We start from the raw sequence: 25,761 nt of genomic DNA on the forward strand, positions 1-25,761 counted from the left end.
ATAATGGGGCAAAACAAAGCAGAAGCTGGGGATACGACATTGACCATCCATCTACGAAAAACATTACTGTGGGAAGTGGACAGCCACCAACCGCGCGACGGTGAACTTAACGAGGCTGCAGCTTTGCTGCGAGAAGGCGGGACCGTTGCTTTTCCAACTGAAACGGTCTACGGGCTAGGTGCGGATGCGAGGAGTACAGCGGCGGTTGAACGGATTTTTGAGGCAAAAGGGCGCCCCTCCGACAATCCGTTAATCGTTCACATCTCGGATCGCAAGCAGCTGGAGGAGCTGACACTCCCGCTAGCAGGAGAATCGCCTGTGCTCGCTGAGCGGCTCATGGATCGTTTCTGGCCGGGGCCGCTGACGATTGTGCTGCCGGTGAAGCCCGGTGCTGTTTCGCCACGGGTTACGGCGGGACTTGCTACCGTTGCGGTGCGGATGCCTGCACACCCTGTGGCGCTGCAGCTTATTGCTGCGTCGGGCTGTCCGCTGGCGGCACCAAGCGCGAATCGCTCCGGCCGTCCGAGCCCGACACTTGCCTCCCATGTGCGAGATGATCTGAGCGGCCTGATCGACGGCATTGTCGACGGCGGCGCTGCAGGGGTAGGCCTTGAATCGACCGTCGTCGAGGTTGACGGCGATCTTGTGCGGATTTTGCGCCCTGGCGGCGTGACGGCCGAAGCGCTGCGCGAGGTTGCTGCGCGGGTTGACTTCGACGCTGTTGCCGCGCCTGGCGCCGACATGGAGGCCGTCGCTGCTGTGCCATCAGCGACGGAAGCTCGCGCTGCGGAAGCGCAGGCGCCGCGCTCGCCCGGCATGAAATATGCGCATTACGCCCCGCAGGGGCTGATGCACTTGGTCAAAGGCGACGCTGACGCCGTCTCCGCCTATATTGAGGCGGAGGCCAGCGCAGCGAAAGCGCGCGGCGAGCGCACAGGCGTGCTCGCCTTCGCCGAGCATGCTGCTCGGTACGACGCCGACTGCGTGCTCGTCGTCGGCAGCCTGGCGCAGCTGGAAACCGCTGCGCACGGCCTCTACAATGCGCTGCGCGAGTTCGACAATCGCGGCGTGCAGCGCATTTGGGCCGAGACCTGCTCGGAGCAGGGGATCGGCCATGCGCTCATGAACCGCTTATCCAAAGCGGCCGGCCACGCGGTGGTCCACGTCTAGCGCCGGCGATTGCCGCGCGCCGCACCAAGCGCGCGCTAGTTACGCAGCTGCTCTTGCCGCTAGCTGCGCAGCTGCTCTCACCACGCTGCGCCTAGCGATTCCGCGCGGCCAAGCGCCGCCGGCCCTTACTCGCCCCACCGGCCCTTTCGCATCTCAAGCCCCTCCCAGGTCATCTTTCCAATCTTGTCCGCATATGCTTGTGGAGAGGTTGCGGACAAGGAGAGGATGAAATGGTGGAGGCGGGCATGCATGCCGGACAATTGCTGACGCTGCTGATTATTGCTGTGGCACTGGGGATGGATGCTTTTTCGCTGGGTGTCGGCATTGGGCTCAAAGGCATTCGGCTGATGGATATAGCAAAGCTTAGCGCGATCATTGCGCTTTTTCACATGATCATGCCGCTCATGGGCATTTTCACGGGTAAATATGTCAGTACGCTGCTGGGCGGCGTTGCGACGACTGCGGCAGGTGCGCTGCTGCTGCTGCTCGGCGGCCATATGATTTACAGCTCGCTGCGCGGCGACGCCGTAGAGTCGATCGACTATCGCAGCTCATGGGGGATGCTGTTGTTCGCGTTAGGCGTGAGCGTGGATTCCTTTTCCGTCGGCATCTCTCTTGGCATGTTCGATACGGACATGCTGCTGACCGTGCTGCTGTTCGGCGTTGCCGGAGGGATGATGTCCGTATTCGGGCTGCTGCTCGGTCGCAAGGTGGGGACAAGTCTCGGCGGGTACGGGGAAGCGTGCGGCGGCGTCATCTTATTTACATTCGGCTTGCTGTTCCTGTTCTGACCTTCCGGCATACGCACGCTAACGAAGCGTAGAGGTGTTATTTCACCCAAATAACTTGATATGAAATTCTAACGAATCCCACAGGGCTTATTTGGTGGCAAAACACCGCTTTTTGCCCAAATCCCCTACAATAGCGTCTCTACGATTCGTTAGAATTTTTAAATCGCTCATTTCACTCGAATAAGGCTCCTACGATTCGTTAGCGCGAAGCGCAAGGGGCATCATTTTATTAACCAATTCTCTAATTCACCATATCCCATTACCTGGACAAAAGGAGTGAAATCAATCGTGAAACGGATTCTATTCGTGTGCACGGGCAATACTTGCCGTTCACCAATGGCTGAAGCGCTGCTTCGGGCGATGTCCCAGCAAAGGGGCATGCAGCTCGATATTCGTTCCGCAGGCGTGTCCACGATCGATGGACTGCCTGTTTCCAATCATGCACGGACAGCGCTGTCCAAACGTGATATCGCGCACAACGGTACCTCCAAAGCGCTCGAAGGCGGCTCGATTGCGTGGGCTGATCTTATTTTGACGATGACCGCGAGCCATAAGAGGCAGCTGCTGCAGCATTTTCCGGCTGCGGTGGACAAGACGCATACGCTGCTCGAGTTCGTGAACACGGATCCCAAAGTACTCTCGGACATCGCCGAGCTCGAAGAACTGTATTCGACCTGGCAGATCAAGCAAGCGCTGGGCCAGCCGCTGACTCCGCAAGAGCGGTCCAAGCTCCTCGAGCTGGAGCGGCAAATTCCCAGCTTCGACGTGGAAGATCCTTTCGGCGGATCGCTGGCGATGTATGAGCAGAGCGCGACCCAGATCGAAGCGGCGCTCAACCGTCTCCTTGACCGACTGAAGGGATAAGGTTTATCATTTCCTGCAGGATTTCCTGTCCTTTTCGTTGCTCTTCAAAGACTCGCTGCCAAAGGATGGCAGATGCCGTTTCTTGCTGGCAACGATTGATTTTGGGGCGGCAATCCGTTATGATAAAAGCAACTAAAGACGGTTTCCGATGTAACTGGCGACGAAAGTGGGTTAAACCACGGTGGAGCATCGGATCATACGGCCGGTCGCCTGGGCAAAGAGCAGCGTGCATTATGCATGCTTGCTCTTTTTTCGTCTTTTTCGGCGAAATCAGGTATACTAATGCCATTGTGAATCGACAATTTCCGCCATGTGCGGTTCTATTGGGAGGAAAATGGATATGAAAATCGCCATCGGCGCAGACCACGCGGGCTACCGCTTGAAAGATGAGCTAGTTCCGTTTATCAAATCGCTTGGTCACGAAATTGAGGACGTTGGCTGCGATTGCGACCAGTCCGTCGACTACCCGGATTATGCTCTTCCGGTTGCGGAGCTTGTTGCACAAGGCAAGGCAGAGCGCGGCATTCTCATCTGCGGCACGGGCATCGGCATGTCCATCGCGGCTAACAAAGTCAAAGGCATTCGCTGCGCGCTCGTGCACGATATGTTCTCGGCCAAAGCAACTCGCGAGCACAACGACACCAATGTACTGGCAATGGGTGAGCGCGTTATTGGTCCCGGCGTGGCCCAAGAGATTATCCGGATTTGGCTCGAGACCCCGTTCTCTAGTGGCGAGCGACATATCGGCCGTGTGAACAAAGTGATGAAGCTTGAAGCAGATTACGCCGATGCGGCGAAATCCGAGTAACCGGCCATGAGCGACCAAGACCACGGAATAAGCAGCATGGATTCGGCGAAGCTGACCAAAGATGTAGAAACCGTAGTCCGCGAGCTTGCAGCCGCGTCCGGCATTCGCTATGGACAGCTGCTCGTAATCGGCGTGTCGACCAGCGAGGTGCTCGGTCAGCGGATCGGCACATCAGGTACGTTAGAAACGGCGGCCGCGATCTATGCGGGAGTCGAAATGGTTCGTCAAGAATTGCAGTTTTATCCCGTTTATCAGTGCTGCGAGCATCTCAACAGGGCACTTGTCATGGAACGGGAAGCGGCTGAGCGTTATGGGCTGGAGCTCGTTTCGGCGATTCCTGTGCGCAAAGCCGGCGGCTCCATGGCAGCCTACGCGTTTCAAACGCTGCAGGATGCCGTGCTGACCGAAACGGTTCAGGCACATGCGGGCATCGATATCGGCGACACCTTCATCGGCATGCACTTGAAGCGTGTTGCGGTACCGGTGCGACCAACGATTCGAGCAATCGGATCCGCGCATGTAACGATGGCTTACACCCGTCCGAAGCTAATTGGCGGGGAACGTGCGGTTTACACGCGAGAAGCGGCTGGCCCGGCAACATCTGCTGGCACTTGCGACTAATATGAAAATTCTTATTTATCTTGAGGAGGACTCATCAACATGGAAAACCTACGTAAACAAGATCCGGAAATCCTGAAAGCCCTAGGCCTGGAACTTCAGCGCCAACGCGACAACATCGAGCTGATCGCATCCGAGAACATCGTTTCCGAAGCGGTATTGGAAGCAATGGGTACTGTGCTGACGAACAAATACGCAGAAGGCTACCCGGGCAAACGTTACTACGGCGGCTGTGAGCATGTCGATATCGCGGAAGATATCGCACGCAACCGTGCCAAAGAATTGTTCGGTGCTGAGCACGCGAACGTACAGCCTCACTCCGGCGCACAAGCGAACATGGCTGTTTACCTGGCAGCGCTAAACCCGGGCGACACGGTTCTTGGTATGAACCTGGCGCATGGCGGTCACTTGACGCACGGCAGCCCGGTTAACGCATCCGGCCTTCTGTACAACTTCGTGGCTTACGGCGTTAACGAAGAAACATTTACAATCGACTATGCAGAAGTGCGCAAACTAGCGTTCAAACACCGTCCGCGCATGATCGTTGCAGGCGCATCGGCTTACCCGCGCATCATCGATTTTGAAGAAATGGGCCGTATTGCTAACGACGTAGGCGCATTGCTCTTCGTTGACATGGCGCATATCGCAGGTCTGGTAGCTGCTGGCTTGCACCCGAGCCCGGTTCCGCATGCACACTTTGTAACAACTACTACGCACAAAACGCTTCGCGGACCTCGCGGCGGTATGATCCTTTGCCGCAAAGCATGGGCGCAAGCAATCGATAAAGCGGTATTCCCTGGTTCCCAAGGTGGACCTCTGATGCACATTATCGCGGCAAAAGCAGTAGCTTTCGGCGAAGCGCTTCAGCCTTCGTTCAAAGAATACGGCAAGAACGTTGTCGACAACGCGAAGGCGCTTGCTGACGCTCTGATTGCGAAAGGCATCAACATCGTTTCCGGCGGTACCGACAACCACTTGATGCTGATCGACCTTCGCAACCTGAACATCACAGGTAAAGATGCGGAGCACGTTCTGGATTCCGTTCAAATCACTGTTAACAAAAACGCGATTCCGTTCGATCCAACGAGCCCGTTCATCACTAGCGGTATCCGTATCGGTACACCTGCAGCGACTTCGCGCGGCATGGGCGTAGACGCAATGGCTACAATCGCCGAAGTAATCGCAATGACGCTCAAGAATCCGAAGGACGAGTCCGTTCTGGAGAAAGCGCGCGGTATGGTGAGCGACCTCGTGTCGCAATACCCGCTCTACCCGGGCATGACTTACTAATATCGACTTGGCAAAATCACAAAAAGGTGGCAGAGGGTTCATCCCTATGCCACCTTTTTGTGCGTTCCGGGGGTTCGGCTCTGTGTCGCCTTTTTTGTGTTCCGCAGGGTTCACCGCTGCGACGCCTTTTTTCGCGTGCAGCACCATGCATGCTGCGAAGTCGGAATCATTAGTCATGTGAGCGCTGCTGCACTCCTGTCACCGCACCTTCTAACTCTAACGAACGGTAGAGGTCTTATTTCACCGTTATCCCCCCATTGAAAATTCTAACGAATCGTACAGGTCTTATATCGCCCCAATCATGCTCCATACCGCCATTTTCGACGAAATAATCCCCCTGTGGTTCGTTAGAATTTTTGAAGGCCCTTTTCCCGTCAAATAAGACCTGTACGGTTCGTTAGCTAGTGTGAGAGTGGGTGAAAAGGTGGGAGTGAGGTGAAGGTGAGGTTGATGGTGAAGATGGAGTGAGCCACCTTGCTTTTGTCGATTAATATATATTGCAATCGCTTTCTTTCCGGTTATATAGTGGGAGTGCGGGTTAATCCGAAACGTTTCGGAGGACTTTCCCTAACCCGAAGAAAACGAAGAGGAGTCGAACCGAACATGAAACTTGGAATCATTGCGGATTATCGTGCTGAAAGCTTCGATTATGCGGCCAATCTCGGCTTGGCCTTTTTAGAGTTTTGCGTCAATGTGGGCACTCCTGCTGCTACCTTCATGGACCTTGTACCGGAGCTGAAAGCCGCGAGTGAGCGGACCGGCGTAACTGTTGCATCGATCGGACGCTGGGGCCCTGATCGAATCAATAAGGATGGCAGCATCAACGAAGAGGAACTGAAGGCATCACAAGCACTTATCGATGCCTGCCAAGAGCTGGGCTGTCCGGTATTCGTGGGCGGCTGCAACTACATCGAAGAGCTCTCCTACTACGAGAACATCACAGCGGCGATTAACTACTTCACCGTCCTGATTGAATATGGCAAAACGCGTGGAATCACGATTGCGACGTACAACTGCCACTGGAACAATTACATTGTGGACGATGCGGCGTGGAAGCTCATTCACGGGCATTTGCCGGAGCTTGGCATCAAATACGATCCTTCTCATGCCCGTTATGCAGGACAGGATTATTTGAAAGAAATCGTCGATTGGGGCTCGCGCATCAAGCATATCCACATCAAAGGCTCCGTCATCATTGACGGCAAACGTTTCGACGATCCGCCGGCAGGCATGGATCAGACGGATTGGGGAACGTTCATGGCGATTCTCTATGGGGTTGGCTACCAAGGCGGCTTGAGCATCGAACCGCACTCCCACACATGGACGGGCGAACTCGGCGACAAAGGCGTTCAGTTCACAATCGACTACTTTAACCGCCTGCTGCTCCGCGGGTAAACTTACGAGAGATGGTATTCGGTACGATCGGATGCCATCTTATTTGTTCGAACAGTGTCACTTGCATCGAAAATGGTGCCCAATCTGCAACATTATCCGGATTTAATAGCCTCATAGAGGAAAATGCTGCGCAAACTACAACATTCTCGCTTCAAACAGCCGATTTAGGGCTAATCCATAATGGAATGTTGCATTATGCGCAACATTAAACAGTTAGAGCCGATTCGGAGGGAGAGATGTTGCATTTCAAGCAATATTTACTCGATGCCCTCAACATTTACACGTTACCATCCAATTTACTCGCCCCACCACACTCACAAGTAACCGCATCACACCACTTCAAGCTCGCCCACGGCCTCCATCCTCCGTAAATCACTAGTGGACGCTCGCAACAGCAGCCCATAAACCATCCCCACAGAGACCTGCAAATGCTTCATTTTCAAACTCACCTAACTCTTCAAACCGATTAATTTTCCTGAATTTAGCGAAAAATAATCAGCGCGTCTGCCTCGGCATGATATGATGAGCCTATATCCCTAATTAAGGCGGTGAGCCTCGAAGTATGAGTATATTTGGCGTTTTTTTCATAATTATTTTGGCGTTTATCGTGTTGAAGCTGTTCCAATCCCGTGGTACCCAGCAGCAGTCTCGAGCGGGAGGCTTCTCTGCAGGCGGCGGCCGTCGCAACGTCATGCCGATGCGCAAGCCGCCGGAATACCTCGGCGTACCCGAGGGGCATCCGGCACGTTCCGCTGCCGAACGGCTCGAAGCCGCGCTGTCGGAGGACTTCGAAGCGCGCGTGAAAGACCGCGTAATGAAACGCACGCCAAGCATGCGCGAGGGCGAATGGCAATGGCAGTGGTTTGAGCTGAAGCGATATTTTCTCATGTGCGGCGTGCTTCGGAACGTACCGATGTATAGTGTGCGCGTGGATGAGGTTTGGCATGAAATGCTGATGTTCACCCGGGAGTATGAGCAGTTCTGCAAGCAGTTTTGCGGTGGGACGATCCATCATGCCCCGCATGGTGCGGATGCGAAACCTGCACCGGGCGAACGTGCCTGGTTCGATTGGATCTATGGCGAGCTGTTTCTGCCTGTACCGGTGAGCGGACAGCTGTGGGGCGCGTTCTATCGGACACCGCTGCCGCATGAGCTGATGGATGAGCTGGAAACGAGCGACACCAATGACTTGCGCAGCAAACGATTCAACGAGAAGGCAGCGACGCAATTTAATGATTTGAGTGCAACCATCGATTACTTAATCGATCGTGGCGGCAAGCTCGCGTCGGCAAAGGAACAGCCGATTTACAAAGATAACCGTGTCATGGACTCCTCTGACATGATGACGACCGGCGTGCTCTCCGGGATGTTTTTCTACTCCTCATTCGGGCCGATCGACAACTTTCATAATCAGATGGATGAGAATCAAACCGAGGAACAACGTAATGCGAACGGCGACGGAAGCAGCGGGACTGCTCCAATCTGCAGCAACTACGACGATGATAGGGGCTCCTCTGACTATAACGACGGTGGCAATAATGATGCCGGCAACGGTGATTCCGGCAACGGAGGATTCGACGGCGGTGGCAGCAATTGCTCCAGCGGAGGTGGTGACTCGGGAGGCGGTTCATCCTGCGGAAGCAGCTGCGGCGGTGGCAGCAGCTAAACTCGAGATCATCTCCGCGCTTACATTCCCTTTCGTGCGCTCGTCCGCGTCCACGTAATTCACGCCCCTTTCGGGTATACTTTGCATGTGTTTCATGCTTGCATGGCCCGCATAGCACATTGATGCGCCGAATGTTATAATAGTCAGTTGAAGAAGCATTTCAGGAGGATGAATAGAACTATGGGCAATCTCACAATATGCGACCATCCGCTTATCCAGCATAAGCTGACCTTTATTCGCGACAAAGACACCAAAACCAAGGATTTCCGCGAGTTAGTCGATGAAGTCGCCACCATGATGGCATATGAAATTACGAGAGATTTACCGCTTGAGACGACTACCGTTACGACGCCGGTCATTGAAGCGACGAGCCGGATCGTCTCCGGACGCATGGTTGGCTTAATTCCAATACTGCGCGCAGGACTTGGTATGGTGGAAGGGATGCTCAAGCTGATTCCTTCGGCTAAAGTCGGTCACATCGGGCTGTTCCGTAATCCGGAAACACTCGAACCCGTGGAGTATTATGTAAATCTGCCGGCTGATGCAACAGAACGTCAGCTGATTGTGATTGATCCGATGCTCGCTACCGGCGGATCGGCGAACGCAGCTATCCAAGCGCTGAAGACACGCGGCTGCACCCAAATCAAGCTAATGTGCCTCATCGCGGCACCTGAAGGAGTGGCGGCTGTACAAAAGGCGCACCCGGAAGTCGATATTTTCTTAGCTTCGCTCGACAGTCATCTTAACGATCACGGCTATATCGTACCAGGTCTGGGCGATGCCGGTGACCGTATGTTTGGCACCAAATAATCAGGCGTCTGCAACTAGAGGTTCTATTTGCTGCGCTACATTTAGGAGTGACATGCTTTGTCTAAAATTAAAGTGATGACAATTTTCGGCACAAGGCCGGAAGCAGTTAAGATGGCGCCGTTGGTACTGGAGCTACAGAAGCACCCGGAACAAATTGAGTCCGTGGTCTGCGTGACCGCGCAGCATCGCCAAATGCTCGATCAAGTACTCGATTTTTTCAAAATCAAGCCTGAATACGACCTGAACGTGATGAAGGATCGGCAAACGCTGACGGAGACGACCGTCAAAGTTCTTGAAGGCCTGGAGCCGATCCTACGCGAAGCGAAACCGGATATCGTGCTCGTGCATGGCGATACGCAGACTTGTTTCTTGGCCAGCTATGCTTCCTTCGTGCAGCAAATCCAAGTTGGACATGTTGAAGCAGGCCTGCGAACATGGAACAAAATGTCTCCGTACCCGGAAGAGATGAACCGCCAACTGGCAGGCGTACTCTCGGATGTGCATTTCGCGCCGACGGACAGAGCGGCAGACAATCTGCGCAAAGAGAACAAATCGGAGTCTACGATCTACATAACCGGCAACACGGCGACAGACGTATTCCAATACACGGTGGACAAGTCATTCACGCATCCCGTAATCGATTGGGCAGCGGGTAAGCGCATGATTCTGATGACGGCTCATCGCCGCGAAGCGCTGGGTGAGCCTCATCGTAATATTTTCCGCGCGGTGAAACGAATTGCAGATGAATTTGAAGATGTGGTTGTTGTGTATGCGGTGCATTTGAACCCTGCTGTTCGCGAGCCGGCGAATGAAATCCTTGGCAATCATCCGCGTATTAAGCTAATCGAGCCGCTCGATGTGTTTGAATTCCATAACTTCTACCCGCATACGTACATGATTATGACGGATTCCGGCGGCTTGCAGGAAGAAGCGCCGTCCTTCGGCGTTCCGACCCTAGTGCTTCGCGATACGACCGAGCGTCCTGAGGGTATTGATGCAGGAACGTTGGAGCTCGTCGGTACGGATGAAGAGGTCGTTTACGAGCGTGCTCATGCGCTGCTTTCCGACAAGAACCTCTATGAGAAAATGAGCCAAGCAGCCAATCCTTATGGCGATGGGCAAGCATCTGTTCGCATTGTTCAGGCGATCCTGCATCATTTTGGAAAAGCGGACAATCGTCCGGAGTCGTTCACACAACGTTCATAGTTTACATCAGTAGGATAGCATTCCGAGTAACGCAACAGCATACAGTGCTACTGTACGGTTTGGAAACCCGGAAACCCCAGGTAAATCAAGGGTTTTCGGGTAACTGTTCACTAAATGTTTGAATTTATATCAATTGACAAAAGCGAGCTCGCTTGGCTAAAATAAATAAGAGTTTTGGAGTGATTCTAGGATGACGAATCCGTCCCATAACGACAATAATCGCAACACGGATAACAGCAGCTTAGGAGATAATCCTTGGCGCGCCATGGGTCTGATCGGATCCGTCGGCGGCACAATCGGTGCCTGTCTTGGACTGGGCTACTGGATTGGACACAAGGTTGATCAAGCGCAAGACACCGGGTACAGCTCCATTGTTGGCATGGCTCTTGGTTTTGTCATTGCAGTGTTCATCACCATCATTCTTATCAAGGCGTTTACAGGGGGCAAAGCGAAATAATGGATGATTTGTCCGGCCACCTTCGAACGGTTAAGCGTATTACGTTCTTTTTTTTGTCTCTATGTTTTATTGGATGGGCCCTCCTTCCGGAATATAAGCCGTTCTTCGGCGGTCTTGTTCTCGGAACTGCGGCAAGTCTTGCAAACGCCTTCCATCTCTCTTGGAAAGTACAGCGAGTCGGCGCTCTGTCCGCTGCGGGAATTCAGAAACGCCATAACCTTGGTTTTCTGACTCGCGCGTGTATTGCCCTGCTGGCGGTTGTAATCGCAACCAAGTACTTTTCGTTTAGCCTCTACGGAACAGTAGCTGGATTATTTGTTGCTCAATTGGCAACACTCATATTGGGATTTAAAGCCAAGAGAGATCCGGCCGTTCGGCATTCCACCGATGAAAGGGGTGAAAACAACTAATGGATCATATTTTTCCTGAAGTAAATCTGGGTGGCATTCGATTTGATTTGGCTGCCATTATCATGATAGTTATCACCAGCATTATCGTTTTTGTTATTGCTAAGCTGGCGGTTCGCGGCGCATCGGTGACCAATCCGACCAAGATGCAGAACTTCTTGGAGTGGGTTATCGAATTCGTACAGAACATTATCGGTACAACGATGGACTTGAAGAAAGGCCGTCCGTACCTGACGCTGGGTATTGCTATGATCATGTACCTGTTTGTAGCCAACTTGCTGGGTCTTCCATTCGGTATCATTACCGAAGCTCATCACGGTGCAACATTTGCAGGCATGGAGCTTAACTTGCATGGTGAAGAGGAAGCACACATCGCGTGGTGGAAATCACCAACTGCTGATGTCGCGGTTTCCGGCGCGCTAATGGCTATCGTAATCGTGCTTACGCACATTGAGGGTCTGCGTCGTAACCGTAAGCATTACCTCAAGCATTACTTCGAGCCTTACGCAGCATTCTTCCCGCTTAACGTAATTAAGGAAGTCGCTAAGCCGCTATCGCTTTCGCTTCGTCTTTACGGTAACATTTTCGCGGGTGAGGTTATGATTGGCGTCATCATGGGCATGGGATGGTTTGGTATCCCGGCACTGATTGTATGGCAAGGTTTCAGCGTTTTCGTAGGCGCGATTCAATCCTTCGTATTCGTCATGTTGACCATGGTTTACATGTCGCAAGCGATCGTTCACGAAGAGCATCATTAAGTCAGTAACAAACCTGCTCATGGCAGGAAACAATAAAACTATATGTAAACATTTTAAGGAGGATTTCTCTAATGGGAGCTTTAGCATTAGTTGCAGCAGCAATTGTATTCGGTCTTGGAGCACTGGGTGCAGGTATTGGTAACGGTTTGATCGTAGGTCGTACAGTTGAAGGTATTTCCCGTCAACCAGAACTTCGCGGTACTCTTCAAACTACAATGTTCATCGGGGTAGCGCTTGTAGAGGCACTTCCAGTTATTTCCCTAGTACTAGCGTTCATCTTCTTGGGTAAAGCTTAAGATTACTTTGCAGAAACGGCGGGGAGTGCCTATGCCTCCGCGCCTTCCTTTTGCTGACCGTCAGGAGATGGTCGGCCAATTTACGGAAAGGAGTGACGTACGTTGGATATCGTATGGTCCAATTTTTTCATCCAACTGATTGCTTTCGGAATACTTTTCTGGCTGCTTAGCCGTTATGCTTTCGGCCCGCTCTTCTCCATCATGGAGCAGCGCAAGCAGTTCGTGAAAGAACAGCTTGAGAATGCGGAGAACAGCCGCAAGCAAGCCGAAGCGCAATACGAGGAACAGAAACAATCCCTTCAACAAGCGCGCAAGGATGCTTATGACATTATCGAGCAAGCGAAACAAACGAGCTCGAAGCAAGCCGATGAGATCGTACATGCAGCGAAATCCGAGGCTACTCGCCTGAAGGACGAAGCTGTCAAAGATATCGAGAGCGAGAAAAACAAAGCGATTTCTGCACTTCGCAGTCAAGTTAGCGGCATGTCCGTTATGATCGCTTCGAAAATCATCGAGAAACAAATCGATGACAAATCGCAAGAGCAGCTTGTTGACCAATACTTGAATGAGGTTGGAAGCAAATGAGCCGCGAGAGCGTCGTAGCTAAACGCTACGCTAAAGCGCTGTTTGAACTGGCACAAAGCAATAATATGGTCGCTGAAGTTGAACAACAACTGAAGATCGTCGTTGAAGCCTTGACCGGAGACGCGCAAATCCGCAAGTTTCTTGGCCTGCCAAACGTTGAAGTGACGAAGAAGATCGATATTATTAAAGGTGCTTTGTCTGACAAAGTGTCGGTTATGGTTCTGAATACAGTAGAGCTGCTCATTATTCGCAATCGCCAAGCTGCGATCACGGATGTGTTTGAAGCTTATACGAGAGTGGCGGGAGATGCGCTTGGTCAGGCACACGCAACTATATATACGGCTAAATCGTTGTCCATCGAAGAACTGGCTAAAGTGTCGGCTCAATTTGGTACAATGATCGGCAAACGCATTATCGCAAAACAAATCGTTGAACCTGCTCTGCTCGGCGGCGTACAAGTACGCATCGGCGACCGTTTGTATGACGGCAGCCTCTCCGGCAAGCTGGCTCGACTTGAACAAGCATTGAAAACTCAAGCATTGTAGATAGGGGTGAACGGAATTGAGTATCAGACCTGATGAAATCAGCACGCTGATTAAACAACAGATCGAACAATTTAAATCCGAAATTCAAGTCGTTGATGTCGGTACGGTCATCCAAGTCGGTGACGGTATCGCACGTGTGCACGGCCTTGAGAACGCTATGGCTGGCGAATTGCTCGAATTCTCGAACGGCGTTATGGGTATGGCCCTTAACCTTGAAGAGAGCAACGTCGGTGTCGTTATCATGGGACCTTACACAGGCATCCGCGAAGGCGACCAAGTGAAGAGAACGGGTCGTATCATGGAAGTTCCGGTTGGCGAAGCTTTGCTTGGCCGCGTAGTAAACGCACTGGGACAACCAGTTGACGGCAACGGACCAATCAACACAACTGCAGCACGTCCAATCGAATCACCGGCACCGGGCGTTATGGCTCGTAAATCGGTATTCGAGCCGATGCAAACAGGTATCAAAGCCATCGATGCAATGATTCCAATCGGCCGTGGTCAACGTGAGCTTATCATCGGTGACCGCCAAACAGGTAAAACTCAAATCGCGATCGACACGATCGTTAACCAAAAAGGCAACGGCGTTATCTGTATCTACGTTGCTATCGGTCAGAAACAATCCACTGTTCGTACAGTTGTTGAATCCCTTCGCCAACAAGGCGCTTTGGATTACACAATCGTCGTAACAGCGAGCGCTTCCGAGCCGTCCCCGCTTCTTTACCTGGCACCTTACACAGGCTGCTCGATGGGCGAGTACTTCATGTACAACGGCAAACACGTTCTTGTTATCTATGATGACCTTTCCAAACAAGCGGCAGCATACCGTGAGCTTTCCTTGCTGCTTCGCCGTCCGCCGGGTCGTGAGGCTTACCCAGGTGACGTATTCTATCTTCACTCCCGTTTGCTTGAGCGCGCAGCTAAGCTGAACGATGAGCTTGGCGGCGGTTCCTTGACTGCATTGCCATTCATCGAGACGCAAGCCGGCGATATCTCGGCTTACATCCCGACGAACGTAATTTCGATTACGGACGGTCAAATCTTCCTTGAGTCCGACCTATTCTACTCCGGTCAACGTCCAGCGGTTAACGTTGGTAACTCCGTATCCCGTGTAGGTAGCTCCGCTCAAATCAAAGCAATGAAGAAGGTAGCGGGTACGCTGAAGACTGACCTCGCGCAATACCGCGAGCTTGCAGCTTTCGCAGCGTTCGGCTCCGATCTCGATAAAGTAACACAATCCCGTCTGAACCGCGGTGAGCGTACGCTTGAAATTCTGAAGCAAGGCGTTAATGCGCCATTGCCTGTAGAACGTCAAGTCGTGTCCCTGTACACGGTAACTCGTGGACACGTGGATGATCTTCCCGTTCAAGACGTTCGTCGTTTCGAACAAGGCTTCCTGGCTTACGTGGATGCAAACAAACCGGAAATTTTCGCTTCCATCCGCGATACGAAAGATTTGACATCCGACAATGAGAAAGTGCTTGTTGAAGCGATCAAAACATTCAAGAACAGCTTTGCAGCGTCGGTTTAAACCTTTTCAACAACATTCAATCGGCACGCCGGTTGAACCATGCGCGGAATAGAACTGACCCCTAGTGAAGCCATGCTTCACCCACAGGGGTCAGTAATAAGGTGGTGACAACGAATGGCTAAAGGTATGCGTGAGATTAAGCGCTCGATCAAGAGCAAGCAGAATACGAAACAGATTACGAAGGCTATGGAGATGGTTGCATCCGCAAAGCTCAAGAGAGCCCAAGATGCAGCGGTAGCATCGCGTCCATATACGGAGAAAATCAAAGAAGTCGTAGCGAGCATTGCTTCGAGCGGAGGCGCGATTAAGCATCCTATGCTGCAAAGCCGCGAAGTTAAGCGTACGGCCTATCTGGTCGTGACGTCTGACCGTGGTTTGGCGGGCGGATACAATGCGAACGTGCTTCGTAAAGTATGGGTGGAGATTCAAGAAAAGCATAAGTCTCCAGCTGAATACGATGTGTTCGTCATCGGACGCAAAGGCCGTGATTACTTCAAGCGCCGGGGCATCGCTCTTGCAGGCGAAGTAACAGGACTTTCGGATACACCTAAATTTGCAGATATCAAGTCCGTAGCGGCAACAGCTGTTAAAGGCTTCGAGAGCGGCAAATATGACGAATTGAATTTGGTGTACAACCAATTCTACAACGCGATGACCCAAGTTCCTGTTATCAAACAACTGCTTCCGTTGGATCAGTCGGATTTTACAGGCGCGAAGGCAAGCTATGAATATGAGCCGTCACCTGAGAAGGTACTCGATGTATTGCTTCCTAAATATGCGGAAACGGTTATTTACAGCTCCGTATTGGAAGGCAAAGCAAGCGAGTTCGGCGCACGTATGACTGCGATGGGCAATGCAACGAAGAACGCGACGAAGATGATCGCAGGCTTGACGTTGACGTACAACCGTGCACGTCAGGCAGCAATCACGCAAGAAATCGCGGAAATCGTCGGCGGTGCGAACGCGCAGGCGTAATATAAACTTTAAAGTATTTTTCCTCGGAAAAACATGAAGGAGGTACACCAATGAGCAAGGGGCATGTAGTCCAGGTAACAGGTCCGGTTGTCGACATCGCGTTCGAGAACGGTCATTTGCCTCAGATTCTTAATGCGATCAAAATTGAGAAAAAAGCTGAAAACCCAGGCGAAGTGAACATCAATCTTACGGTTGAAGTTGCCACTCACCTCGGTGATAACCTGGTTCGTTGCGTTGCGATGTCTTCCACTGACGGTCTTGTCAGAGGTACAGTAGCTGTTGACTTGGGCAACCCAATCACAGTACCTGTAGGACCAGCAACACTTGGCCGCGTATTTAACGTACTTGGCGATCCAATCGATAACAACGGTGATGTTGACCGTACGCTTGCTAACCCGATTCACCGTCAAGCTCCTCCTTTCGAAGAGCTGTCGACTTCCCAAGAGATCCTGGAAACAGGTATCAAGGTTATCGACCTTATGGCGCCTTACTCCAAAGGCGGTAAGATCGGTCTCTTCGGCGGTGCGGGCGTAGGTAAAACCGTAACGATGCAAGAGCTTATCCACAACATCGCACAAGAGCATGGCGGTATCTCCGTATTCGCCGGCGTTGGTGAGCGTACTCGTGAAGGTAATGACCTTTACCACGAGATGAGCGATTCCGGCGTTATTGCTAAGACGGCGATGGTATTCGGTCAAATGAATGAGCCTCCAGGTGCACGTCTTCGTGTAGCTCTGACAGGTCTTACAATGGCTGAGTATTTCCGTGATGAAGAAGGAAGAGACGTTCTTCTGTTCGTCGACAACATCTTCCGCTTCACGCAAGCTGGTTCCGAAGTATCCGCATTGCTTGGCCGTATGCCGTCCGCGGTAGGTTACCAACCAACGTTGGCAACTGAGATGGGTCAACTGCAAGAGCGTATCACTTCAACGAAGAAAGGTTCCGTTACTTCCATTCAAGCGATCTACGTTCCTGCCGATGACTATACGGATCCGGCTCCGGCAACGGCGTTTGCCCACTTGGATGCAACGACTAACCTTGAGCGTAACATCGCAGCGATGGGTATCTTCCCAGCCGTTGATCCGCTCGCTTCTTCTTCCCGTATCCTGACGCCGGAAATTCTTGGCGAAGAGCACTACCAAGTAGCGCAAACCGTTAAGAAAGTTCTGCAACGTTATAAAGAGCTTCTGGATATCATCGCGATTCTCGGTATGGACGAATTGTCTGAAGAAGACAAGCTAGTCGTTCACCGTGCGCGTCGTATTCAAGTGTTCTTCGCGCAACCACTACACGTTGCGGAAGCGTTCAATGGTATTCCGGGCTTGTACGTTCCTGTTAAAGAAACGGTACGCAGCTTCAAAGAAATTCTTGAAGGTAAGTACGACCACCTTCCGGAATCGGCATTCCATAACGTCGGAACGATCGAAGACGCAGTTGCTAAAGCGGAAAAACTCGCTCAAGAGGTTTAATCGCTCATAGCTAGGGAGGTAATATCGTGAGCTCCTTTTTATTGGAAATTGTAACCCCTGAGCGTAAAGTGTACGCTCAGGATGTAAATATGATTATCGTCAAGGCTTCCGAGGGTGAGATGGGTATTCTGCCTAATCACATTCCGATGGTAACGCCTTTGCGAATTGCTCCTGTTACGATCAAGAAAGACCGCTCTGAAGAAACAATTGCCGTCAACGGCGGGTTCCTTGAGATCCGTAAGGATAAAGTGGTTATCTTGGCTGAGAGTGCAGAACTACCGGGCGACATCGATCTTTCCCGTGCAGAATCCGCGAAGCAACGTGCAGAGCAACGCATTAACGGCAAGCGCGATGAGTACGATCAACTTCGCGCTGAGCTCGCATTGCAGCGTGCACTTAACCGTATCTCGGTAAAGTCGCGCTAAGATCGCAAGCGAAGAAGACTGATTCTTTCGCAGATGTATTCTGTGAGAGAGTCAGTCTTTTTGTTTTTATAGATGTAATCATTTGGCTATAAACTGACAAATGATGGACACACTCGAGTGGTAAATTTGTAGTATAATGAGAAAATCCGACATCGTAAGGAGGTCCTGCCATGATCGATATTCATACGCACATATTGCCGGGCATTGATGATGGTGCTGCTGATATGGAAGAAGCACTGGATTTGGCTAGAGCTGCTGTGTCGGATGGTATTACCGGACTGATTGCCACACCGCATCATGCGAATGGCCGTTATATGAATGATGCGGCTTTCACGCACCAGCAAGTAGAGCTGCTCAGAGAGCGTCTTGTAACGGAGCAAATTTCGCTTGACCTGTATGTGGGACAAGAGATTCGTATACATAGTGATATGTTTGAAGCACTGAGTGCTGGGGAGCTGACCACATTGGCCGGGTCCCGCTATATTTTATTAGAGATGCCGTCTTCATCCGTTCCTAAGCGGATGCTGGAATATATTCATGAATTCACGATTATGGGCATACGACCGATTATTGCCCATCCCGAGCGTAATGCTGAGGTTGTTCAGAATCCATCCAAATTAAGAGAGATGGTAGACGCAGGTGCCTATGGCCAAGTGACGACACACTCTCTGCTTGGTGGATTTGGCAAACAAATCGAACGTTCCGCCTGGCAGCTTTGCCAAGAAGGCCTCATTCATACCCTCTCCTCAGATGCACATCATGTCGTGCGTCGCGGTTATCGTCTTCAAGAAGCTTATAAGAGAGTAAGAGAGGAATTGGGAGAGAACTTCGAACAATGTTATAGGCAAAATGCAGAATCCATAATCAAAAATTATGTATTCAATGAATCTCCAGTAGTGGACAAAACTTCCAAAAGTAAAAATCTGTTAAATCTCCTAAAATTCTTTGGTAGATAATTGACCACCTAGTAAATGGATGGTACTATTGGTAGTGATTGTTACATATGGCGGCAATTTTAGACAAATTCTTAAGTAGAGGTGACTTATAGTGACAGTAAAAAGAAAATTAGTAGTAACAACAATCGCAGCAAGTCTAGTAGCCGGTTCGTTGGCAGGAATTCCACTTAGCAACAAAGGATTGGCAGCACAATTGGGTCTGTCTAACGTTGCATCAGCAGCTACGGCAACAACGCCAACGTATGCCGATTTCTTGGCTAGACTAGATCGTATTCACACAGCGCTAATCGCTGGTGGCGAAGCGCAAAAGGTTCGTGATCTTCGCGAAATTATTGCTGATCTGGATTATGCTACTGCAAACTCACTGGTTGAGCCGATACTAGCGTATATTCCTTCTGATCTTTCAGACAATGAAGACTTTAAGGAAGCTCTGTTTACGGTTTTCCAAGCAATCGGGACTGTAACTTACAGCACGCATGTTTCAGAAATTGACGCAATCCGCAATAGCGCAGAAGTACGTACAGCGTTTGAGGAACTTCAAGAAGCAACCGGCGTTAATCTGACATTGAATGATCTACTAGCATACGGCAACGCGGTTGAAAGTGCAGCAGTTAATCAACTGAAGGCACCTGGTAAGCTAATGCTTCTAGCTGCAGCAGTTGTAAGCGGTAATACAGAAGCAGTAGTGGACTTGTTCAATAATGCTTCTGAAGAAGTTTTGAACAATAGCTCGCTTAAAGTGAACGAACTGATTACTTGGTTTGCTAATGAGAATACCGCTTCTAGAGAAGAGCTTGTGGATGCTGTTGCAGCTACTGTTGAAAACTTTACTACGAATTACCCATTAGAAGCTGAAATCGCAGCTGAGGCTACTCAAGCACTGGCTGTTGCCTTTATCCGTGCAGAAACAACGGGTAGTGCTGTATCTTCAAACAATGGCCGTACACAAACGTTTACCCTTAAACTATTGAAAGATATCACCATTCCGTCTGATCTAGTAGTTTGGAATGTTACAGGCGGTAGCAACATTACTAAAGATGCAACTCTAGCTGGCGTAGTTAACCTTGCTAGCACCGCTAGTACAGGTACAGCTACACTAACCGCATCCGTTATGGATAAAGTGATTTACAGCGAAAATATCACACTAACTTATAGTGCTGGTTCAGTGTATATCCCTAGCGCGCCTTCCATTATCGATATTCTCGGTGATCTTAAAGGCAAGATTGCAGCTGCAACAGGCGCAGAGAAAGACAAGCTGATCAAAGAAGCGATTGATAAAGCATTCGCTGCAATTTCAGCAATTTCTGCGATTGATGTAAGTAAAGACGTATCCATTGTAGACGGCAAAGCGACAGTTAACGTAAGCAGCTCTGCAATCAGTAAAGTCGTTACAGATATTACTGCAATTATCAATGCCCTGAAGGATGCTGCTCCAGGAGCAGAGAAATCCTTGCCGAACATTGTAGTTTCGTTCGAAGCAGGTAAAGTGGATTCCAAAGATATCACTTTCAATGTTGATGCTGATAGCGTTAAGAAATTAACTGTTGCTGGTATCTACGGAACTAAATTCGTTGCGAATGGTATTGGTGCAACAGTACCGGTAAGCGAATCGAAAGATAGCAAAATCAGCTTCAACGTGAAGAACGCGGCAGCTACACCAGCAGTTATCGGAACTGGAAAAGCTGCATCCGACGTATTTGACTTTACCTTTAATGCAGGCGGCACAGATATTCACGAATTCACTAAACCGGTACAAATTCAACTTCCGGTAAATACGGACGGCATTGATACAGATCTACTAACACTAGCTAAAATTATCAATGGAAAGCTAGAGTATTACGGCGGTAAATATTCGAATGGTTCTGTTACAGAGAACCGTGACACGTTCTCCTCTTATGTGGTTGTAGAGAACAAAGTATCTTTCAAAGATACGAACAAAGTAAAAGCATGGGCTGGCCGTCAGATCGAAGTTATGGCTGCTAAAGGCGCTATCCAAGGCCGTGCTAATGGCGCATTTGTTCCGAATGGAGAAGTAACACGCGCTGAATTCGCTAAGATGCTCGTTCGTGCACTTGATCTGGACAATGTATTGGCCAAAGAAGGCTTTAGCGATGTGAATGCTGCTGACTGGTTCGCACCATTCGTAGCTGCAGCATCTGAAGCTGGTATCATCAAAGGCCGTACAGCTACTTCCTTCGCGCCTAACGCTACGATTACACGTGCAGAGATGGCTGTAATGGTCGCTCGCGGCTTGGAAGCAGCTCAAGGAGTTAAACCTAGCGCAGAAGACCTGAAGGCTCTCGACGCATTCAAAGATGCTGGATCGATCAGCGCTAGCTTGAAGGATGGAGTAGCTTTTGCAGCAAACAATGGACTTGTTGTTGGTGATAAAGGTAAATTCAATCCAAACGCTACAGCTACACGTGCACAAGCGGCAGTAATCATCTACCGCGCATTTAACTTCAAGGGTTAAGCAATTCGCATCACAGGATGGAATGGCATAATATACATCCCCCTTCAATGGGGGATGTATATTGCTTTAAAGAACAAAATTCACCCAGATTAATCCAAAACTTTGATGATGAAATTGCGAGGGATATGACGTGCAGATCGAGTTAGAACTCCGAGACTATATACGGATTATTACCAAACGGAAATGGATGATCGTTGCAATTGTGGTTATCTGTTCATTGGCAGCGGGGTTGTATAGTTATTTCATGATCGAACCGGTTTATCAAGCGACGACGAAGATTGTTGTCAATCGAACAGCCGCCACAGGTGCTTCCACGAATGACTTGGATTTGAACGAAGTGAATGCCAATCTGCGTTTGATCGATACCTACAAAGAAGTGATCAAAACACCGGCTATTATGGAGGCAGTGTCCAGCAAGCATCCGGAGTTTAACTTGAGCGTGGATGAGTTGATCAAGAAAGTGAAAGTAAGCTCCGTCAACAATACGCAAGTAATGACGATGGCTGTTCAGGATCTCTCATATGAAAAAGCAGCAGAGATCGTGAATGCAGTGACGCAAGTGTTTAAAGAACAAATTCCGAGCATCTTCAACGTGCAGAATGTAACCGTACTGAACTTGGCGAAGGTGACTCCAAGCAAAGAGCCGGTTCCGGTCAATAACAAGCTTGGGCTGAATGTGATTTTGGCTTTCGTTGTATCTCTTATGGCAGCCGCAGGAATTGCTTTCTTACTTGAGTATCTAGATGACACCATTAAGACGGAGGCGGACGTTCTAAGATACTTGGAGCTGCCGACAATGGGCCAAATCGCCAAAGTGAAGAATGAACACGCGAATCGAGAAGAAGCGATTAAGACAGGTAACGTAAAGGCGGGTGAAATTTCGAGTGTCCAAGTTGGGAAATAGCAGATATCTGATTACGTATTACGAACCAAAGTCACCTATCTCAGAAGCATATCGTGCAATGCGGACGAATATCGATTTCTCCTCAGTCGACGATCACATTCAAGTTATCATGGGAACCTCGGCATCACCCGGAGAAGGAAAGTCAACGACAATCGCTAATATTGCCGTAGTTTATGCGCAAGCGAATAAGAAAGTCGTACTCATCGATGCCGATATGCGAAAGCCGACCATGCATCACACATTTGGGCAAAGCAATCGTCAAGGCTTGTCTTCCTTACTGTCACGTCAGTGTGAGCTGGATGAGGCGGTGAAAGCGACGGACATCCCAAATTTATATATAATTCCTTCCGGCCCTGTACCACCGAATCCTTCCGAAATGGTTGCGTCTCAACGGATGAGTGCGCTAATTGAAGAACTGCGAACCAAGTTTGATATTGTCTTAATCGACACCCCTCCGACGTTAGCAGTTACAGATGCACAGCTTATTTCGACAAAATGCGATGGCGTCTTGCTTGTCGTTGAATCAGGTAAGATCAAACGAGATGCGGTTATTAAGGCGAAACAGCAGCTCACGCATGTAAAGGCACGGATACTCGGTGTGGTACTGAAGAACATTGAGCAGAAGAACAGTGAGGGCTACTACTACTATTATTATAGTGAAACAGAAAAGTAGTTCGAAAGTATTGTTATAATAGGGAAAAAGTTCTATTATTATATCTCGGGTTATTATTGTCTAATACTACCAATTGAGGGCATATAAGCCGGATAGTAATACTGAGAACATGGGGGAAGTCCAATGCTGTACAAGAAGCGCTCTATGCTTTTATTGGGAATTGATTCATTAATCGTTTGCTTTAGCGTTGGAACCTCCTATTTATTCCGTTACCAGGGGACCATTCCAGCTGACTCTGTAATGCAAATGGTGATCTACGCATTAGTAACGGCGGTCATATGCAACATTACGATGGTTTACTTCAAGATGTACCAACGTATATGGAGATACGCTAGTATTGGTGAGCTAGTTTCACTGCTGAGGGCAGTCATTCTTGGCTGGATCATTTCCTATGGTTTAACGAGCATCTTCATGGATGAGAACGTTCCAGTGCCAATAGCGGTTCGTACCATGGAGACGATGCTGTTGATAATGGGCGGTATCCGCTTCGTATGGAGAATGATCGTAGATAGTAAGAATACAGCTACCAATAAGTCTAGAGTGCTTATTATTGGAGCCGGAGACTGCGGCGCTATTATCGCCAAAGAGATTAAGAGCAATGTTAACGCGCAGTTATACGTAGTTGGATTCATTGACGACGACAAGAAGAAGCTGCTGCAACGCATACTGGGCATACCCGTTCTGGGAGATCGGTACGCAATTGGAGCGATAGTGAGAAGGCATAAGATAAACGAGATAATAATTGCCATTCCATCAGCCGAGAAGTCGGAGTTGTCCGAAATCATTTCAATATGCCGAGAAACAGATGCTAAGGTGAAAATCATTCCTGCACTGAATGATCTCATAGAGGGCAAGGTATCGGTTAATGTAATGAGAGATATTGATCTGGAGGACTTATTGGGGCGCGATCCAATTCTGCCTGATTTGAAAGGGATCGCCGACTATGTAGAGAACAAGGTTGTTCTGGTAACCGGTGCCGGAGGATCCATAGGTTCTGAATTGTGCCGACAAATTACGATATTCAGACCCAAGACCTTGATTCTATTAGGGCATGGGGAGAATAGTATTTATACCATTGAGATGGAGCTGCGCAGACGTTTCCCAGACCTTGCACTAGAAACCATCATTGCGGACATCCAAGATCGTCAACGCATTGACGATGTATTCCGCTTACATAGACCGCAAGTCGTCTTCCATGCAGCCGCGCATAAGCATGTTCCACTAATGGAAAGAAACCCGGCTGAGGCCGTTAAGAATAACGTGTTTGGCACCAAGAATGTAGCTGATGCAGCCGATCGTTATGAGGTCGAGAGATTCGTTCTCATTTCTTCAGACAAGGCAGTGAACCCATCAAGCATTATGGGTGCGACCAAGCGGATTGCGGAAATGTACATCCAAATGAGAGATCAAATTAGTAATACCAAATATGTTGCTGTCCGATTCGGTAATGTTCTCGGGAGTAGAGGCAGTGTTATACCTAGGTTCAAAGAGCAGATTGCAGCCGGTGGTCCTGTAACAGTCACGCATCCAGAGATGGTACGTTACTTTATGACCATTCCAGAGGCCGTACAGCTCGTCATCCAAGCAGGTGCCTTTGCTGCTGGTGGTGAAATCTTCGTATTGGATATGGGCCAGCCTGTTAAGATTGTAGAGCTTGCAGAGGATGTTATTCGATTGTCTGGTTTCGAACCATATAGCGAAATACCAATCGAGTTTACAGGTATTCGTGCTGGGGAGAAGCTGTATGAAGAGCTGCTGCTGAATGAGGAAGCAATTAAGAAGACAAGTCACAATCGGATTTTTATTGGTAAACCGTTGACTATTAATCAAGCGGAGTTGGAACTTCAGTTCAAGCGTCTGGAACGTGCGATTGATGGTGAGAAGGATGACATTCGGAATGTCATTGAGTACATTGTGCCGTTGTTTAAGGATGTTTCATAGCATCTGGAATTGAAATGTAAGTGAAGGGAATGGATACAATGCGAAAAATGAAGAGATGGAAAAAGGTTGCATTGTGGATTGCATCGATAGTTGTCGTACTTGGAATTGGTGGTATATTCGCAGCTAACTATGCTGTGAATAAAGTCATTGGATCTTTGGCTGATAGCCTCGAACCCGATATAACAACCAATACTGCAGGCGAAACAATAGCAGATGAACAAACAAGTAATAATAATGCCCATAATGAGGAGGTACAAGCTGTCACGGATAATGATTTGCCAACTGAGAATGAACCGACAAAAGATACATCTCATACCCAGGATAAAGACAAGCTAGAAAGTAAACCTGCTTCGACAAAGGGGGAAACTAAACCGAGTGATGAACAACTTAACGGGTACTCCCCTGAAGTATCAGTTAAAAAGGCTGAAAATATTAAGGGTTCTGTCTCGGTAAAGGATAAGGCATCAGTAACTTCGATTCTTCTTAAAAAACTTAGTATTAAAGACATGAAGAAACTACAGCAGCTAGCTAGCGGTGGTCTAAGTATTGAGGAGAAGAGAGAGGCTCGTAGGATTGTACTGAATGGGGTTAGTCCGGAACAGTATAATGAGCTGTCTCAAATTGCGAAGAAGTATGGAGTTAGCCAGGGGAAGACACATGATCAGGTAGTAAACGAAGAAAAAGATAGCTTAGCTGAAAAATAATTAAGTGTAAGTACTCTTATCAATTAATTTGTGATTGGTGTAAC

General features: G+C 49.6%; 26 protein-coding genes and 1 riboswitch. All 26 genes read left to right on the top strand.

Features of this window, described 5'->3' with window-relative positions; translation table 11 throughout:
* Positions 1-3 precede the first annotated feature (3 nt).
* The 26 genes from BLW29_RS18200 to BLW29_RS18325 all read left to right on the top strand — a co-directional run bounded on the left by BLW29_RS18200 (position 4) and on the right by BLW29_RS18325 (position 25,717).
* Entirely contained in the window at positions 4-1,170 is a 1,167-nt protein-coding gene (locus BLW29_RS18200; protein WP_090982179.1) for an L-threonylcarbamoyladenylate synthase, read from the top strand.
* Between the two features lie 230 nt (positions 1,171-1,400).
* Positions 1,401-1,961 carry a manganese efflux pump MntP gene (locus BLW29_RS18205; protein WP_090982181.1) on the top strand — a complete coding sequence of 187 codons (561 nt, stop codon included), beginning with the start codon at positions 1,401-1,403 and terminating at the stop codon, positions 1,959-1,961.
* Positions 1,962-2,249: 288 nt separating this feature from the next.
* A complete protein-coding gene (locus tag BLW29_RS18210) occupies positions 2,250-2,825 on the top strand; it encodes a low molecular weight protein arginine phosphatase (protein ID WP_090982183.1) in 576 nt (191 codons plus the stop codon).
* 140 nt (positions 2,826-2,965) lie between these two features.
* Positions 2,966-3,048: riboswitch (ZMP/ZTP riboswitch) on the top strand.
* A gap of 117 nt (positions 3,049-3,165) precedes the next feature.
* Complete coding sequence (rpiB, locus tag BLW29_RS18215; RefSeq protein ID WP_090982185.1) at positions 3,166-3,633, top strand: ribose 5-phosphate isomerase B; 468 nt, start codon at positions 3,166-3,168, stop codon at positions 3,631-3,633.
* A 6-nt stretch (positions 3,634-3,639) separates the two neighbouring features.
* Positions 3,640-4,254 carry a TIGR01440 family protein gene (locus tag BLW29_RS18220; RefSeq protein WP_256208710.1) on the top strand — a complete coding sequence of 205 codons (615 nt, stop codon included), beginning with the start codon at positions 3,640-3,642 and terminating at the stop codon, positions 4,252-4,254.
* 39 nt (positions 4,255-4,293) lie between these two features.
* Positions 4,294-5,541: a serine hydroxymethyltransferase gene (gene glyA / locus BLW29_RS18225; protein ID WP_090982187.1), complete on the top strand. Its 1,248-nt coding sequence runs from the start codon at positions 4,294-4,296 to the stop codon at positions 5,539-5,541.
* Between the two features lie 603 nt (positions 5,542-6,144).
* The gene (locus tag BLW29_RS18230; RefSeq protein WP_090982189.1) at positions 6,145-6,936 is read left to right on the top strand and encodes a sugar phosphate isomerase/epimerase family protein; all 792 of its coding nucleotides are present in this window, start codon (positions 6,145-6,147) and stop codon (positions 6,934-6,936) included.
* Positions 6,937-7,498: 562 nt separating this feature from the next.
* Entirely contained in the window at positions 7,499-8,602 is a 1,104-nt protein-coding gene (locus BLW29_RS18235; RefSeq protein ID WP_090982191.1) for a glycine-rich domain-containing protein, read from the top strand.
* 180 nt (positions 8,603-8,782) lie between these two features.
* Positions 8,783-9,412 (top strand): uracil phosphoribosyltransferase, encoded by a 630-nt coding sequence (gene upp / locus BLW29_RS18240; RefSeq protein WP_090982193.1) that lies wholly within the window; start codon positions 8,783-8,785, stop codon positions 9,410-9,412.
* Between the two features lie 57 nt (positions 9,413-9,469).
* The gene (gene wecB, locus BLW29_RS18245; protein WP_090982196.1) at positions 9,470-10,618 is read left to right on the top strand and encodes a non-hydrolyzing UDP-N-acetylglucosamine 2-epimerase; all 1,149 of its coding nucleotides are present in this window, start codon (positions 9,470-9,472) and stop codon (positions 10,616-10,618) included.
* Between the two features lie 190 nt (positions 10,619-10,808).
* The gene (locus BLW29_RS18250) at positions 10,809-11,075 is read left to right on the top strand and encodes an AtpZ/AtpI family protein (protein ID WP_090982198.1); all 267 of its coding nucleotides are present in this window, start codon (positions 10,809-10,811) and stop codon (positions 11,073-11,075) included.
* Positions 11,075-11,485, top strand: coding sequence for an ATP synthase subunit I (locus tag BLW29_RS18255; RefSeq protein WP_090982200.1), 411 nt, complete (start codon positions 11,075-11,077; stop codon positions 11,483-11,485). The genes BLW29_RS18250 and BLW29_RS18255 overlap by 1 nt, the downstream gene beginning before the upstream one ends.
* Complete coding sequence (gene atpB / locus BLW29_RS18260) at positions 11,485-12,240, top strand: F0F1 ATP synthase subunit A (RefSeq protein WP_090982202.1); 756 nt, start codon at positions 11,485-11,487, stop codon at positions 12,238-12,240. The genes BLW29_RS18255 and atpB overlap by 1 nt, the downstream gene beginning before the upstream one ends.
* 71 nt (positions 12,241-12,311) lie before the next feature.
* Positions 12,312-12,536: a F0F1 ATP synthase subunit C gene (atpE, locus tag BLW29_RS18265; protein ID WP_090982204.1), complete on the top strand. Its 225-nt coding sequence runs from the start codon at positions 12,312-12,314 to the stop codon at positions 12,534-12,536.
* Between the two features lie 102 nt (positions 12,537-12,638).
* On the top strand, positions 12,639-13,121 hold the full coding sequence (gene atpF, locus BLW29_RS18270) for a F0F1 ATP synthase subunit B (RefSeq protein WP_090982206.1): 483 nt from the start codon (positions 12,639-12,641) through the stop codon (positions 13,119-13,121).
* On the top strand, positions 13,118-13,666 hold the full coding sequence (locus tag BLW29_RS18275; protein ID WP_090982207.1) for a F0F1 ATP synthase subunit delta: 549 nt from the start codon (positions 13,118-13,120) through the stop codon (positions 13,664-13,666). The genes atpF and BLW29_RS18275 overlap by 4 nt, the downstream gene beginning before the upstream one ends.
* A 16-nt stretch (positions 13,667-13,682) precedes the next feature.
* A complete protein-coding gene (gene atpA / locus BLW29_RS18280) occupies positions 13,683-15,197 on the top strand; it encodes a F0F1 ATP synthase subunit alpha (protein WP_090982209.1) in 1,515 nt (504 codons plus the stop codon).
* A 114-nt stretch (positions 15,198-15,311) separates the two neighbouring features.
* Positions 15,312-16,172: an ATP synthase F1 subunit gamma gene (gene atpG / locus BLW29_RS18285; RefSeq protein WP_090982210.1), complete on the top strand. Its 861-nt coding sequence runs from the start codon at positions 15,312-15,314 to the stop codon at positions 16,170-16,172.
* Positions 16,173-16,222: 50 nt separating this feature from the next.
* Positions 16,223-17,641 (top strand): F0F1 ATP synthase subunit beta, encoded by a 1,419-nt coding sequence (atpD, locus tag BLW29_RS18290; RefSeq protein WP_090982212.1) that lies wholly within the window; start codon positions 16,223-16,225, stop codon positions 17,639-17,641.
* Positions 17,642-17,667: 26 nt separating this feature from the next.
* On the top strand, positions 17,668-18,066 hold the full coding sequence (locus BLW29_RS18295; protein ID WP_090982214.1) for a F0F1 ATP synthase subunit epsilon: 399 nt from the start codon (positions 17,668-17,670) through the stop codon (positions 18,064-18,066).
* Between the two features lie 170 nt (positions 18,067-18,236).
* Complete coding sequence (locus BLW29_RS18300) at positions 18,237-19,022, top strand: tyrosine-protein phosphatase (protein ID WP_090982216.1); 786 nt, start codon at positions 18,237-18,239, stop codon at positions 19,020-19,022.
* A gap of 91 nt (positions 19,023-19,113) precedes the next feature.
* Positions 19,114-21,495 carry an S-layer homology domain-containing protein gene (locus BLW29_RS18305; protein ID WP_090982218.1) on the top strand — a complete coding sequence of 794 codons (2,382 nt, stop codon included), beginning with the start codon at positions 19,114-19,116 and terminating at the stop codon, positions 21,493-21,495.
* Positions 21,496-21,625: 130 nt separating this feature from the next.
* Positions 21,626-22,399, top strand: a complete 774-nt coding sequence (locus BLW29_RS18310) for a YveK family protein (RefSeq protein WP_090982220.1) — start codon at positions 21,626-21,628, stop codon at positions 22,397-22,399.
* Positions 22,380-23,072 carry a CpsD/CapB family tyrosine-protein kinase gene (locus tag BLW29_RS18315; protein ID WP_256208711.1) on the top strand — a complete coding sequence of 231 codons (693 nt, stop codon included), beginning with the start codon at positions 22,380-22,382 and terminating at the stop codon, positions 23,070-23,072. The genes BLW29_RS18310 and BLW29_RS18315 overlap by 20 nt, the downstream gene beginning before the upstream one ends.
* 240 nt (positions 23,073-23,312) lie before the next feature.
* A complete protein-coding gene (locus BLW29_RS18320) occupies positions 23,313-25,013 on the top strand; it encodes a polysaccharide biosynthesis protein (RefSeq protein ID WP_371264746.1) in 1,701 nt (566 codons plus the stop codon).
* 38 nt (positions 25,014-25,051) lie between these two features.
* Positions 25,052-25,717, top strand: coding sequence for a hypothetical protein (locus BLW29_RS18325; protein ID WP_090982226.1), 666 nt, complete (start codon positions 25,052-25,054; stop codon positions 25,715-25,717).
* Positions 25,718-25,761 lie beyond the last annotated feature (44 nt).

Origin of the sequence: Paenibacillus sp. CF384 (assembly GCF_900106745.1) — a bacterium.
GTDB lineage: Bacteria > Bacillota > Bacilli > Paenibacillales > Paenibacillaceae > Paenibacillus_Z.